Consider the following 13,581-nt stretch of genomic DNA (forward strand, 5'->3'; position numbering starts at 1 on the left):
GCCGCCGAGTCTTCCGCGACGGCCGGTACCCGCCGCCCGTCACACCGCCCGTGGCGCCGCCCGTGACCCCCGGCCGCCCGGCGGCGGGTACCGGCCGTCGCGGAAGACTCGGCGGCTTCGGCCGGATGGGGCGTACGGTCAGGGGCCGCAGGCTGGTCGCCGCCGTCGGGGTGCCCGTCGTCGTCGCCGGACTGACCACGGCCTCGCTCACCCTCCTCGGCGACGAACCGCCGCACCTGTGCAAGCCCCCGGTGGAACTCAGACTGCTCACCGACCCCGACCTCGAGCCCACCGTCCGCAAGGCGGCCAAGGCCTATCTCACCTCGGCCGAGAACCGGGCCGACGACGGCTGCCGACGCAGCGGCATCACCGTCTACAGCGCCGGCTCCGCCCTGGCCGTCGCCGCCTTCGCCCGGCAGTCCGACCCGTGGCAGCGGCCGGTGCGCGGGGACGAGAACCCCCAGCGCGACATCGGCCCCCAGCCCGACATCTGGATCCCGGCGTCGTCGGCGAGCATCGCCCGGGCACGCACGCACACGGCCGAGCGCACCTACGTCGAGCTGCAGGCCGACCAGGTGCCCTTCGCGTACTCCCCGGTCGTGCTCGCCGTCCCGCAGCGGGTGGCGGCCGAGGCCACCGACGAGCGCGTCGGCGCCCTGGCCGCCCTGACCGCGGCGCTGGGCCGGCGCGCCCCCGGCGCCGAGGTGCGCCGCACCGACCCGGAACACACCGACGCCGGTCTCCTCGCGACCGTCGGCCTGTACGGCACCGGCCGGCAGACCCCGGCCGAGGCCGAGCGCACCGTGGCCCAGAGCGGCCCGCCCTCCCGCACCGCGGCGGACCTGCTGTGCACCGTGCCCGACGACAAGGCGGCCGACGAACGCACCGCCGTGCTCGTACCGGAGTTCCTGCTCAGGACCGGGGTCGGCTGCGACAGCGCGACCCGGGCCGCGAGGACGGCGGCGTACCCCGACGACGTACCCGGGCTCGACCCCACCTTCGTACGGGTGCGCTGGCAGGACGCCGACCTGGACGCCAAACCGCGCGACGACGCCGTACGGCGCTTCCACGAGTGGCTGACCGGCAGGAAGACCGCGGACCAGGCCGCCACCGCCGGGAAGGGGCTCGCCGCGTTCGCGGAGGACGGCTTCCGCAGTCCCGCCGGCCAGCACCAGCCCCTCGCCCCCGACGAGGGCGCGGCCGGCGGCGTGAACTTCGGCAAGTTCGGAGCCCTGCGCCTGCCCGCGCGCCTGCCCGCCGCCGCGAACGCCCCCGCGATGACCACCGCGCTCAAGGGCTACCGGGAGGCCAACGGGCCGGGACGGGTGCTCTTCCTGCTGGACTCGTCGGGCTCCATGGGCGGCTTCTGGGAAGGGCCCGGCGGCGCCCCCGGCATCATCGGGCAGGCCCTGGCCGGCCTCGGCGCACAGGACGAGTACGGCGTCTGGGCGGTGGCCACGGAGCCCGCCCGGGGACCCACCAGCGAGGTGCTCGGGTTCGGCCGGCACCAGCGCGAGGACGCCCAGCGGACCGTGACGAGCGCGGCCCGGGTCAGGGACGTGGAAGCGGACCCGTACCTGGCGCTGACCGCCGCCCTGGACGACATGGCCCGGCGCGGCGCCGACGACCAGCGCCCGCAGCTGATCGTCTACCTCACCGACGACGAGGACAACAACCGGCTGACCGAAGGGAACCGGCTGCGCGACCTGGTGCAGTCGCTCCAGACCCGGCAGGAGAGGATTCCGGTGGTCATGGCGTCCCTGGACAGCGGCGGTTGCGACCCGGGCAAGCCGGACGCGGCCGTGTCCGAGGCGAGCGGCGGACGCTGCCTGGACACCAAGGGCGACCTGGTGGCCCGGTTGCGGGACGAGGTCGCCCGGACCGGCACGGGGGACCAGGAATGAGCCGGTCCGCCCGCCGGCGCACCTCGCGCCGCGCCGCCCTCGTCGTGGCGGCCCTGGTCCTGCCGCTGCTCGCCGCCACGGCCTGCACCGGCGGCGGACCCGACGCCTCCGGCGGCCCGCAGCAGCCGGCCGCGGCGGACGCCCCCGGCGACATCGTGCTGGCCAGCGGCCGGGACGTCACCGGCAAGGGCGGCATCCGCCAACAGCTGATCGACCGCTGGAACGACGCCCAGGAGAGCAAGGGCACCGGCTTCCGGGCCCGGCTGGTGGAGCTGCCCGGTTCGGCGGACCAGCAGCGCAGCCAGCTCCTCGGCGCGCTCCAGTCCGGCAGCGCCGACTACGACGTGGTCAACCTCGACGTGACCTGGGTACCGGAGTTCGCGGCGGCCGGCCTGGTCCAGTCGCTGCCCGGCCACCTCGTCGACAACGACGTGATCGGCCCTGTCGCCGCCACCGCCCGCTGGCGCGACCAGGTCTACGCGGTGCCGTTCAACAGCGACGTCGGCCTGCTCTTCTACCGGCGCGACTACCTGAGCAAGGCCGGCCTCACCCAGACCGACCCGGGCAAGGGCCTCACCTGGCCCGCCCTGCAGAAGCTGATGGAGACCGTCGACGACGCCAGCCGCAACCGGAAGCTGCCCGAGACCTACCAGAAGGGCTGGACCGCGCAGCTCGACGCCTCGTACGAGGGCCTGACCGTCAACGGCGTGGAGGCGTTCGCCTCCGCCACCGACGGCTTCGCCCTCACCGACGCCGACGGCCGCTACGCCGGTACCGTGCCCCAGCTGGAGAGGGGCCTGGAGGAACTGCGCAGCCGTACGCAGGCCGCGTACACCCTGCCGGACGCCGCGCAGTCCGACGAGGCGGACACCCTCACCGACTTCGCGGGCGGCCGTACCGCCTTCCTGCGCCACTGGCCGTACGCCTACCGCACGCTGCACCAGTCGCTGTCCGGGCAGGAGCTCGGTGTGGCGCCGCTGCCCGGCAAGGCGGTCCTCGGCGGGCAGAACCTGGCGGTGGCCGCCGGGTCGAAGCGGCGCAACGCCGCCCTCGACCTGATCGAGTTCCTCACCGGCCGGCAGAGCGAACGCTGCCTGCTCGACGCGGGCTTCGCGGCGACCCGGCGCTCCGCGTACACGGAGGACGCCCTGAGGTGCGAGGCGGCCAGGCCGGCCGGCCAGCCCTCGGGCTCCGCGACGGCCGAACGCACCGACCGGATGCCGAGGGACCGCTCCGGCCGCCCCGAGTACGCGCGCGACGTCCTGCTGCCGGCCCTGGAGAACGCCGTCCAACGGCCCCGCACCCCCCTCTACGGGGCGTTCACCCAGACCTTCACGGCCGAACTCGCCCGGCTTCGCGCCGACCCGCCGCCCTCCAAGGAGGAACTGGCCCGGGACCTGGACGCACGGCTGAGGGGCGCGCTGTCCCCGCACTGAGCCGACGGGCGCCCAGGGGGCTCAGCACAGCTTCCGGTAGGGCACGTCCGGGATGTACGTACGCCACTCCTCGCGGGTGATGTCACGCCCGGCCCGCTTGCAGACGGCCGCGGCGACCCGGTCCGGCACCAGGTCGAGGGCCGCGGTGTCGGCGCCGCTGAGCACCCGCAGGACGCCGTCCCCGCCGAAGGACAGCGCGTCGACCTTGCGGCCGCTGGTCTCGAGCGGCCCGCCGAGGGCCAGCCGCGCATCGGTGTCCCAGAGCTGGATCCGCTCACCGCTGGTGACGGCCGCCAGCAGCCGGCCGTCCTGGGAGAAGACCGGGTCGTCGGCGAAGTCGACCTGACGCGCCGTGTCCCGCGGCGCACTGCCGGGGAGGTGGGAGAGCCGGCTCCGGGCCGTGCCGTCCCACAGCTCGACCGAACCGTTGTCGCGGACCACCGCGAGCAGCCGGCTGTCCGGCGAGAAGGCGAGCCCGGTCGCGGCGCCGCCCCAGACGCCGTCGCGCCGGGTGCCGGTCCGCAGGTCGATGACGGTGCCGGTGGTGGTCGCGAAGAGGGCGCTGTCGGGGCTGAACCGCCCGTAGCCGAAGACGTCGTCGATGCGCCGGAGCTCCTTGCCCGCCCGGACGTCCCACACCTGGAGGGTGCCGCCGTCACCGTCGCGCACGCCGCTCTCGATGCCGAACGCGCTGACGTACCGGCCGTCGGCGGAGACGACCAGCCGGCGCACGGTCTCGTCGACGGGCTCGAAACGGTGGAGCTCCCGCCCGTGTTCCAGGTCGTGCACCACGACGAACTGCTTCCCGTCGGGGGTGTAGTCGGTGAAGGCCAGGACCTTCCCGTCGTCGCTCAGGGCGTTGAAGATGTGCCGGGTGGAAGCCTCGCGCCAGCGCTGGGCCACCGTGTGCAGGGTCTTGCCCGTCCTGACGTCCACCACGCGCTGCTGGATGTCCGTGTAGCCCTCGCGCACCACGGCGGTCGTGCCGTCGGCGGAGGCGGCGGCCGCCACGAGGTTGCGGTCGGGCTTGGGCAGACCGACGACCCCCGCCAGGTCGATGCGCCGGACGGTGGCGCCGTCGGACCCGAGGAGGACGAGGCTCCTGCTGTCCTCGTCGAGGGCCATGCCCAGGTAGGGACCGCGGGACCAGGCGTTCGACTTGACGGTCCCGGGCAGGGTCACCAGATGGTTCCCGCCCTCCGTCTCCCAGATCTCCACCTCGCCGTTGCCGGACCAGCCGAACACGTAACCGCCCCGCGAGCTGAACCGGAAGTCGCCGAGGCCGAGGTCGGGGAAGGTGGGGCTGAACACCGGGTTGTGCACCGTCCAGACCTTGGCCGCCCCGAACGTGTCGGCGATCGTGCCGGACCCGTCGTGCTCGACGCGGGCGAACCTGCCGCCGTCAGGGCTGAACACGGTCGTGCGCTCGCAGGAGCGTTCGGGATGGGTGAGGAGCGAATCGCCGCCCGTGGGCGGGTACGCCGTCACGACGACGGTGCCCTTGCTCCGGTCGCAGCTCACCACGTAGCTGCCGTCCGGTGACAGCTCTCCCGGCACTTCCACCTCGGCGCCCCCGCGTTGCGGGTCCCGCACGCGGAACACGGCCGGGGCGACCTGCCGCACGACCTGACCGAGGTTGGTCAGGCGCAGGCCGTCCCGGCTCTCCACCGGCAGGGCGAAGGCCGGGCCGAGGGGGGTCCCGGTGGTGGTCTCCACCACCTGCCCCTGCTGGGCATCGGGCAGGACCAGGAGGTACCGGCCGTCGGGGCTGACGGCCGGAGGCCGGCCCTCGCCCCAGTGCACGTTGCCGGGGAGCTTGCGCGGGGTCCGGGGGGCAGCCTGCCCACCGAGGTCCGTGAAGGTGGACTCGTTCGGGGTGTGGATCAGCAGGCCCTGTCCGCCGTCCGTGAGCTGCACGCCGGCAGCCGTCCCGCTGTCGATCCGCGGCAACTGGAGGGTCTCCGTCGCCCGCTGCACCGAGGAGCCGTTGAGCGCTGCACGGGCCTCGGGCACCCCGGCGATGCGCCAGGCCGCCAGGCCCAGCAGCCGGGCGGTCTCCGGCTCGGTGCCCCGCAGGCTCTCGGCCGCCTGGGCCACCCGCCGGGCCGTCGCCTCCGCCTCCCGGCGCTCCACCTCGCCGTTCTGGTACCAGGCCGCCAGGCCCGCGAGGACCGCCAGCACGGTGACGCCCGCCAGCCCCGACACGAGCTGGCGACGCCGGCGGACGGTCCGGCGGGCGGCGGCCCGGGCCGCGTCCAGGCAGGCCAGCTCCAGCGGGTTGGGACGGAGCTGGTACGGGACGGTCGGCAGCCGCTCCAGGGTGCGGCTCAGCTCCGTGCCCCGTGGGAGGTCCTCCCCGCGGCGGCCGTGCGCCTCCCAGACCAGGGCCGCCTCGGTCAGCCGCAGCCGCACCGCGATCCCGGCGCGGTCGGCGGCCACCCAGGCGGCCAGCCGCCGCCAGGCCGGCAGGAGTGCGCTGCTGACCGGGCGGACGGTGCTGTCCGCGTCGACCACCAGCGCGCCGGCCGCGACCAGAGCCTCGGTGGCGGCCGCCATGGCCCGCTGTTCGCGGTCCGGGCGGCCGGTGAACAGTTCGGCGGCCGTGCAGCTGCGCACGCTGTCGTGCGTACCGTCCGCGGCGGGGCCGGGGACGACCAGGCGGAGCATGGCTTCGTGGGCGGCGACCTGCGCCTCGGCCGGCAGTGCGGCGAACGCCGACTCGGCGCGCTCACCGAGCGGAGCGACGACCTCCGTCGCCGCCGGGGGCGTGGCCGGCCCGGCGTGGCGAGCACCGTCCGCCAGCAGCGCCGCCTCACCCTCGCCGCGCGCGCCGTCCCGGCCGCCCTCGCCGTCCCGGCCGCCCTCGCCCACCAGCGCGAGCAGCAGCTCCCGGGCCGAGGGCCGCAGGGCGGGTTCCTTGGCCAGGGCGGTGGCGACGAGCGGGCGCACGGAGACGGGCAGTGCGCCGAGGTCAGGGTCCACGGTGGCGACCCGGTGGGCGGCCTCGGCGATGTTCTCCCCGCGGAAGGGCTCCTCGCCGGTGGCGGCGAACAGCACCACGGCGCCCCATGCGAAGATGTCGGACGCGGCGGTGGCGCGCTTCCCGGAGAGGATCTCGGGGGCCATGTAGCCGTACGTGCCCATGATCGCGCCGGTCGCGGTGCGCGACATGTCCGGTGCCCGGGCGATGCCGAAGTCGATGATGCGGGGGCCGTCCGGGCCCAGCAGCACGTTGCCGGGCTTGAGGTCCCGATGGACCACGTCGGCGCGGTGGATCGCGGCGAGAGCGGTCGCGACCCCGGCGGCCAGCCGCAGCAGCGGGTCCTCCGAGAACGGGCCTTCGGCCCGCACCCGGGCGGCGAGGGTCGGGCCGGGCACGAACTCGCTGACCAGGTACGGCACGTCCGCGTCGGTGGACACGTCGAGGATCCTGGCGGTGCAGAACGGGGCGACCCGCCGGGCCGCCTCCGCCTCGCGGCCGAACCGTTCGTGGACGAACGGATCGGCCGTCCGGTGCAGCACCTTGAGCGCGACGCGCGTCCCCTGCCCGTCGTACGCCTCGTAGACGACCCCCTGCCCCCCGACGCCGAGCCGTGACGCCAGCCAGTACCCGGCGATCCGCTCCGGATCCTCCGGCGACAACGGTGCACCCAAAGTCCCCAACTCCCCCCGGTTGGAACGGCGATGCGCCAGAGGATCGTAACGGCCGGCCAGGAGGGGGACCACTCGGTTCAGGTGCCGGGCGGCGTCACCCGCCCGCTCCTGCCGCCGAGGTGGCGGTCATCGCGGCGGCCGGGTCGCCCCGCTCGACCGTGACCGGGACGCCGCCGGTGATCTGCTCCAGCCGGGCCTTGAGCTCCTTCGAGGCGGCGCCGTCGGCGGTGCTCGTCACGACGACGCCGGAGGCGTCCCCCGCCGGGGCGAAGCTGTAGAGCGGGAACGCCGGCCGGCCCTGGTCGGCGGTGAGCCGGGCCACGGCGGCGTCGAGCGCCCGCCGGGTGCAGCGGCTCAGGTAGAGGTCCGCGCGCCCCGGATCGGCGGAGGGGTCGGCCCGGTGGGCGGCCTCCAGCAGCAGCCGCCCCCGGGCGAGGTCGGTGACGCACACGGCCACCCGGCCTGCGGGCCGGTCGGTGACGTGCGTGGCGTAGACGTCCGCGAAGGCGCCCCGGCCCTGTGCCCCGACGGCCTGCGACAGCCGTGCGGCCTCGGGGGTGTTCGCGGGGGTCCCGTCGACGGTGGTGGGCGGGGCGGCGGTGGCCGCGGGATCGACGGGCGCGCCGCCGGGGCACGCGGCGGCCGTCTCGGCCGGCAGGGGCGGCGGGGCCGCCGGGGCGGACCCGGTCGTGCCCCCGCAGCCGCTGAGGAGCGCGGCGGTGGCGGCAAGGCCGGCGAACGTGACGGCGGTACGGCGCATGGTTGCTGGATCCCCTCTTCCACTGAGCAACGGGCGCCCCTGTGACGTGCCCGGGCACCGCCCGGTTCCCGTACGACCGGGCCGGCCCCGGCCCGTCCGGCGGCCGCCGCCGGCCGCCGGTGCTCAGCCGGCGGATTTCGGCAGGAACGCGGCCGTGACCAGGCCGATCAGGCCGAAGCCCGCCAGGGTGATCATCGCGGCGGCGTAGGCGTCGAACCGGGGCGTGCACCACCGGTTGACCTCGCCCCGACCTCACGGCCCACCGCGGGAGGACCGCTCTCCCGGCGTGCGCCGCGCCCCGGCCTCCCGCACGCCGACGCCGGCCGGGCCGGAGGACGTCACGAACTGGTGTCGCCGCCCTTGCCGCTGTCGCCCTCACGGCCGGCGTGCAGGGCCTGGAGCCGGTGCTCGGCGCTGGCGAGCAGCATGTCCAGGGCGACCGGGTACGCGCTGTGGTTCATCCGGGCCGCGAGCAGCCGCGCCGTGGCCGCGATGTGCGGGAAGTCCGACGCCGGCAGCCGCGCGTACGTGGACTCCCACTGGCGCTCGTCCGAGGCCCGGGACGCCTCCGTCAGGGCGAGGGCGCCCGCGTCCAGCGCGGCGAAGGCCAGGCTCTGGTCGATGAACGCCTGGAAGATCAGCACGGCTTCCGGATCGGGGAAGCCGGCCGTGCGCAGGATCCCCAGGACGGCCTCGTCGGCGGCGATCTCCCGGGGCCGGCCGGTGACGCGCCCGGCGGTCAGCACGGCGGCCTGCGGATGGGCGAGATAGGCGCGGTGGATCCGCAGACCGAGTTCCCGCAGGTCACGGCGCCACAGACCGGTGGCCGCCCAGCCGTCGAGGGCCTGGCCGATCAGCTCCTCGCCGATGGCCAGGGTGAGACCGTCCATGCCGTCGAAGTACCGGTAGAGGGTGCTCGGGTCCGCGCCGAGGGCGGCACCGAGCCGCCGGGCGGAGAGCCCGGCGCTGCCGTGCTCCCGCAGCATCCGCAGCGCGGTCTCCACGATGAGCCGCTCCGACAGGACGGTGCCCTGCCGCGTGGGGCGCCGCCGCCGGCGCGCCTCCTCGGGAACCACGTCCTTGGCCACCGTCCGACCGCCCTTCGCCACGCCCGACACGCGGCTGTCCACCGGGCTCTCGACCGGCCCGCGCTTATGCCAACACCATTGACCTTATCTCCCCTCCCCGGCTTTCATCCCCTCCCGAGAGAGGCGCGGTCTCCCCGCCGGCCTCACCGAGAGAGGGCTTCGTCATGCGTGTTCTGCTTGTGGGCGCCGGCGGCGTCGGTACCGCGATCACCCGGATCGCGGCCCGCCGCCCCTTCTTCGACCACTTCGTGGTCGCCGACTACGACCTCGCCCGCGCCGAGGCGGCCGTGGCCTCGCTGGGCGACGCGGCGGGGCGGTTCGCCGCGTGCCGGATCGACGCCTCGGACGAGGCCGCGGTCACCGCGCTGCTGCGCGCCGAGCGCTGCGACGTCCTGCTGAACGCCACGGACCCGCGCTTCGTCATGCCGCTGTTCCGCGCCGCCCTGGCCGCCGACAGCCACTACATGGACATGGCGATGTCGCTGTCCCGGCCGCACCCCGAGCAGCCGTACGCGCAGTGCGGGGTCAAGCTCGGCGACGAGCAGTTCGCCCGGGCCGGGGAGTGGGAGCGGGCGGGCCGGCTGGCGCTGGTCGGGATGGGCGTGGAGCCGGGACTCTCGGACGTCTTCGCCCGCTACGCGGCCGACGAACTGTTCGACGAGATCGAGGAGATCGGCATCCGCGACGGGGCGAACCTGACCGTCGATGGCCACGACTTCGCCCCGTCGTTCAACATCTGGACGACCATCGAGGAGTGCCTGAACCCGCCGGTGGTCTACGAGCGCGACCGCGGCTGGTTCACCACCGCACCGTTCAGCGAGCCGGAGGTGTTCGACTTCCCGGCGGGCATCGGCCCGGTCGCCTGCGTCAACGTCGAGCACGAGGAGGTCCTCCTCGTCCCGCGCTGGGTGGAGGCCCGGCGGGTCACCTTCAAGTACGGGCTGGGGGAGGACTTCATCGGCAAGCTCAGGACCCTGCACGCACTCGGCCTGGACGCGACGGAACCCGTGACCGTCCGCGGCGCGGACGGCGCACCGGCCCGGGTCTCCCCGCGCGACGTCGTCGCCGCCTGCCTGCCGGACCCCGCCACGCTGGGGGAGCGGATGACCGGAAAGACCTGCGCGGGCACCTGGGTCAAGGGCACCCAGGACGGCCGCCCGCGCGAGGTCTACCTCTACCACGTGGTGGACAACCAGTGGTCGATGCGGGAGTACGGATCCCAGGCCGTGGTGTGGCAGACCGCGGTCAACCCGGTCGTCGCCCTCGAACTGCTCGCCACCGGACTGTGGAAGGGCGCGGGCGTCCTGGGCCCGGAGGCCCTGCCGCCACGCCCCTTCCTCGACCTGCTGACCGCGTACGGCTCGCCGTGGGGCCTGCGGGAGCAGACTCCGACGGCCGCGTCCCGGTGACCCGTTCGCGCGCACCTCGTGATCCGTCCGGGCCGTCCGCGCGCCCGGACGGATCACGCCGGGGAGCCGACCGCGCCCGTGCGTGGTCGGCTGGGCCGGGCCGGCCGTCGTACCGACGGCCGGTCGTACGCCGCCCGAGGAGGAACCCCGATGGCCCGACCCCGCCGGCCGAACGACGTGAGCCCCGGGCCCGGACACCCGGCCGCCACCGTCCCGGCCCGCACGGCCGGCGGGTGAGCCCGACCGTGCCGAGCAGCAGCGCGCCCAGGACCGCGCGGCGGACCCTCGCCGCGGCGGCGGTCCTCGTGGCCGTCCTGCTGACGGCCACCGCGTGCGGCGCGGGCCCGCGCGCCCGTGGCGGCGCCGGGGGCGGCAGCGGCGAGCCGAGCGCCACGCGGGGCCGGGTCACCGTCGTCTACGAGGACGACACGGTCGCCCCGGAGGACCGGCACGCGGTGGCCGTCGTGCGCCGCTCCCGCGTCCTGGAGGAGGCCGCCGCATGGGTCGACCGGTCCCTCGCCCTCCCGCACGACCTGACCGTGAAGGTCACCGGCAAGGTCCCGCCGGGGGTCACGGACGCGGTCACCCAGCCCGACGGCAGGACGATCTACCTGCCGCCCTCCTTCCTGACCCGGATCCAGGACGTCTCCGGCGACGTGGTCAGGACGACCAGGCGCCCCGCCCTGATCCCCGCGGCCGACTTCACCGCCGACCGGATGACCGCCTTGTCGACCCGGTTCGTCCTCGGCCACGAACTCGGCCACGCCCTCCAGCGCCAGCTCACCCTCCCCAACCTGGGCCTGGAGGAGGACGCCGCCGACGGCTTCGCCTCGTTCCACACCGTCAACGAGGGCGGCCCGGCCCCCTCCCTCGCGGCGGCGATGCTCTTCGACGAACTGGCCCGCAAGGAAGGCGCCCTGACGCTGGAGGGCTTCTCCAGCGACCACCCCGTCACCCAGCAGCGGGTCTTCCACTTCCTGTGCTACCTGGAAGGCAGCGACCCGAAGACGTTCGAGCAACCGCTGGTCGGCACGGGCTACCTGCCCAAGAGCCGCGCCCCCCTGTGCCCCCAGGCCTGGGCGATGCTGGACCACGGCTGGTGGACCCAGCTCGCACCCCACTTCAGCCCGGGCTTCCGCGCCCAAGGCGATGCCGCCCAGCGTGCGGCGTACGACCGGCTGGTCCGGGAGACGAAGGCGTTCGCCGACAAGCTCGACGCGTACCGCCGCGCCCAGTGACCCGATGCATCAGCCAACCACGAAACCAAAGCGAAGAAAGACGTCATGACCGTGCAGTTGTCGCGAATAAATGAGCGACGAGCCGCCGGTAGGTGGATAACCCTTTAGGCTGACCATCACTTCCCGGGCTGACGCGAAGCACACGGTGCAGTGGTATGCGAGGAATCGGCCGCGGGGGAATCCACGAAAAAGCGCGGCCGATTGCAGGGGAATGCCAGAAATCGATGGACCGGCCCTCCGGAAACCCTCACGGGTGATGGGGCTGGAACTCGCCAGGACCTTGTCCACGGCGCCACTGGACCGGATCTCCGGAACCCTGCTGGTGGCCGGGGATCCCGGTGGATCGTTCCATTTCAGGGACGGTGCGATCGTCGAAGTGGTCTCACCGGGCGCCCCCGGCGCGGAGACCCTCCTCCTGCGGTCCGGACGCGTCGGCGACGCGGACTGGGCCTCCGTGACGAGATTCTGCGCCACGGAACGCCGCCCCGTCGCCGGGGAACTCGTCGCCCGCGCATGGGTCGGCGCGGCGGAATTACAGCTGATATGCGTGGCGGCCGCACTCGACGGCGCCCTGGCCGTCGGAATGGGCCGCATCGACGGATTCCGCCTGGAACGGGAAACCCCCGACGGCCGCCTGACGGCCCTCCAGGCCATAGAACCCGAATGGCTGGTCCGGGAGGCCGAACGGCGCATCAGGGCCCTCGCCTCCCGCCGCCGCCCCTTCTCGCCCTTCCGCACCCGGCTCGGCCGGACCGACGCCGGAACGGCGTCCCTCGACACCACGGCCCCCGGCGAGCGCCGCGAGATCCTGCTCCGGGCCAACGGCCGGCGCAGCGCCCGGGACATCGCCTTCCTCCTCGGCCGGAGCCTGTACGCCGTAGCGGTGGAGGTCTCCCGGCTGCTGGAGGAGGGGCTGCTCGACGCCGTGGCACCGGCCCGGCCCCAGGACGCCCCCGCCCGCCCCGTCCGCCCCGCCCCACCGGAGGGCGGCCTGCCGCGCCGCCTGCCGGGAGCCAGCGGCATCACCGACGTCCTGCCGCTCAGGCCCGCGGCAGGCCTCTAGCGCCCCCTACGGGGCGCCGCCCGGAACCCATGCACCGAACGAACACGACAGGAGACCAGTGACCACCAGGAAAGCCCAGCTGGAAGCAGAGGTGAGGACACTGAGGGACCGCGTCGTCGGCGTCACCGACATCGTGGTGGCCTCCGTGGACGGCCTCCTGATCACGGCGGAGACCGACGACACCGCGGAGCCCGAAAGCCTGGCCGCCCTCACCGCGGCCACCCTCAACATCGCCCGCAGGGCCGGCCACATGACCCGGCGGGGCGGACTCCAGCACACCGTGTCCCGGTTCACCGACGGCTACCTCGTCACCCACACCCTCGGCGAGATGGCACTGATCGGGGTCCTCGGCGACGCGGGCCTGGACGTCGCCCGCCTGCACACCGAGGCACAGGCCTCGGCGCAGCGCATCACCACCCTGCTCACCGCACCGGTCGCCGACGCGGCGGCCCCGGCGGCCGGATCGGCGGGGCGGACCGACGCAAGCGGAGGGGCGGCACGATGAACGGGTCGGAAATGCGGGGTCCGCAGACCATGGCGGAGCGGGTCGCGAGCGTGGTGAAGGCGCTGCGCGTCGAGGTACCGGACTGTGTGGCCGCGGGAGTCATCGACATGTCCACGGGGATGCTGCTGTCGGTGGAGACGGTGGACTCCCATCCGCCGGAGGTGCTCGACATGCTGGCCGCGGCCACCCTCGACCTCTTCCAGGGCCGCAACGTGCAGATGATCGAAGGGATCTTCAAGGAACGCCGCGGGATCGTCAGCGACCAGCACTACTTCCAGGAGATCCTGGTCAACAGCGACAACCTCGCGCACCTCTTCCTCAGGGTGGACAGCGACGACGAGGTCGTGGCCGTGGTCGTGTGCCGCAAGTCGGTGAACGTGGGCATGCTCTTCGCCCAGGCCCGCCGGGTCATGTGGCCGGCCCTGCGGGCGATGTTGAGGGTGGCCGCGGTGAGGGCGGCCAGGCTTTCGGGCTCCGCGGTGTCGTCGGTCTCCGCCGTGATCAGGAGGCCGTCCACGGAGGCC

General features: G+C 74.7%; 9 protein-coding genes and 1 pseudogene. 7 read left to right on the top strand and 3 right to left on the bottom strand.

Annotated elements, in window-relative coordinates; genetic code table 11:
• Both EF918_RS23300 and EF918_RS23305 read left to right on the top strand, forming a co-directional pair.
• Nucleotides 1-1,904 (top strand): VWA domain-containing protein (locus tag EF918_RS23300; protein WP_221889743.1); only part of this gene is annotated, 1,904 nt, incomplete at its 5' end.
• Nucleotides 1,901-3,340 carry an extracellular solute-binding protein gene (locus tag EF918_RS23305; RefSeq protein WP_125650073.1) on the top strand — a complete coding sequence of 480 codons (1,440 nt, stop codon included), beginning with the start codon at nt 1,901-1,903 and terminating at the stop codon, nt 3,338-3,340. The genes EF918_RS23300 and EF918_RS23305, both read left to right, overlap by 4 nt.
• A gap of 21 nt (nt 3,341-3,361) precedes the next feature.
• Here the strand turns inward: EF918_RS23305 and EF918_RS23310 are convergent, their stop codons facing one another.
• From EF918_RS23310 to EF918_RS23320, 3 genes are all read right to left on the bottom strand, one after another.
• Nucleotides 3,362-6,994 (bottom strand): WD40 repeat domain-containing serine/threonine-protein kinase, encoded by a 3,633-nt coding sequence (locus EF918_RS23310; RefSeq protein ID WP_125650075.1) that lies wholly within the window; start codon nt 6,992-6,994, stop codon nt 3,362-3,364.
• A gap of 94 nt (nt 6,995-7,088) precedes the next feature.
• Nucleotides 7,089-7,754, bottom strand: coding sequence for a hypothetical protein (locus EF918_RS23315; protein WP_125650077.1), 666 nt, complete (start codon nt 7,752-7,754; stop codon nt 7,089-7,091).
• A 338-nt stretch (nt 7,755-8,092) separates the two neighbouring features.
• Complete coding sequence (locus EF918_RS23320) at nt 8,093-8,842, bottom strand: TetR/AcrR family transcriptional regulator (RefSeq protein ID WP_125650085.1); 750 nt, start codon at nt 8,840-8,842, stop codon at nt 8,093-8,095.
• 164 nt (nt 8,843-9,006) lie between these two features.
• Between EF918_RS23320 and EF918_RS23325 the strand changes: the two genes are divergently transcribed.
• The 5 genes and pseudogenes from EF918_RS23325 to EF918_RS23345 all read left to right on the top strand — a co-directional run.
• Entirely contained in the window at nt 9,007-10,251 is a 1,245-nt protein-coding gene (locus EF918_RS23325) for a saccharopine dehydrogenase family protein (protein ID WP_125650079.1), read from the top strand.
• A gap of 233 nt (nt 10,252-10,484) precedes the next feature.
• Nucleotides 10,485-11,489 carry a DUF4344 domain-containing metallopeptidase gene (locus EF918_RS23330; protein ID WP_260610545.1) on the top strand — a complete coding sequence of 335 codons (1,005 nt, stop codon included), beginning with the start codon at nt 10,485-10,487 and terminating at the stop codon, nt 11,487-11,489.
• A gap of 256 nt (nt 11,490-11,745) precedes the next feature.
• A complete protein-coding gene (locus EF918_RS23335; protein WP_125650083.1) occupies nt 11,746-12,552 on the top strand; it encodes a MarR family transcriptional regulator in 807 nt (268 codons plus the stop codon).
• 58 nt (nt 12,553-12,610) lie between these two features.
• Nucleotides 12,611-13,057: a roadblock/LC7 domain-containing protein gene (locus EF918_RS23340; protein WP_260610546.1), complete on the top strand. Its 447-nt coding sequence runs from the start codon at nt 12,611-12,613 to the stop codon at nt 13,055-13,057.
• Nucleotides 13,058-13,086: 29 nt separating this feature from the next.
• Nucleotides 13,087-13,470, top strand: a pseudogene (locus EF918_RS23345) (hypothetical protein); the annotation flags it as partial.
• Between the last annotated feature and the right edge of the window lie 111 nt (nt 13,471-13,581).

This window comes from Streptomyces sp. WAC06614, assembly GCF_003949795.1.
Taxonomy (GTDB): Bacteria; Actinomycetota; Actinomycetes; order Streptomycetales; family Streptomycetaceae; genus Streptomyces.

Bases quoted from the DNA above. Each gene is read 5' to 3' on its own strand.
- EF918_RS23305 (WP_125650073.1), top strand. From the start codon at position 1,901: ATGAGCCGGTCCGCCCGCCGGCGCACCTCGCGCCGCGCCGCCCTCGTC.
- EF918_RS23315 (WP_125650077.1), bottom strand. From the start codon at position 7,754: ATGCGCCGTACCGCCGTCACGTTCGCCGGCCTTGCCGCCACCGCCGCG.
- EF918_RS23325 (WP_125650079.1), top strand. From the start codon at position 9,007: ATGCGTGTTCTGCTTGTGGGCGCCGGCGGCGTCGGTACCGCGATCACC.
- EF918_RS23335 (WP_125650083.1), top strand. From the start codon at position 11,746: ATGGGGCTGGAACTCGCCAGGACCTTGTCCACGGCGCCACTGGACCGG.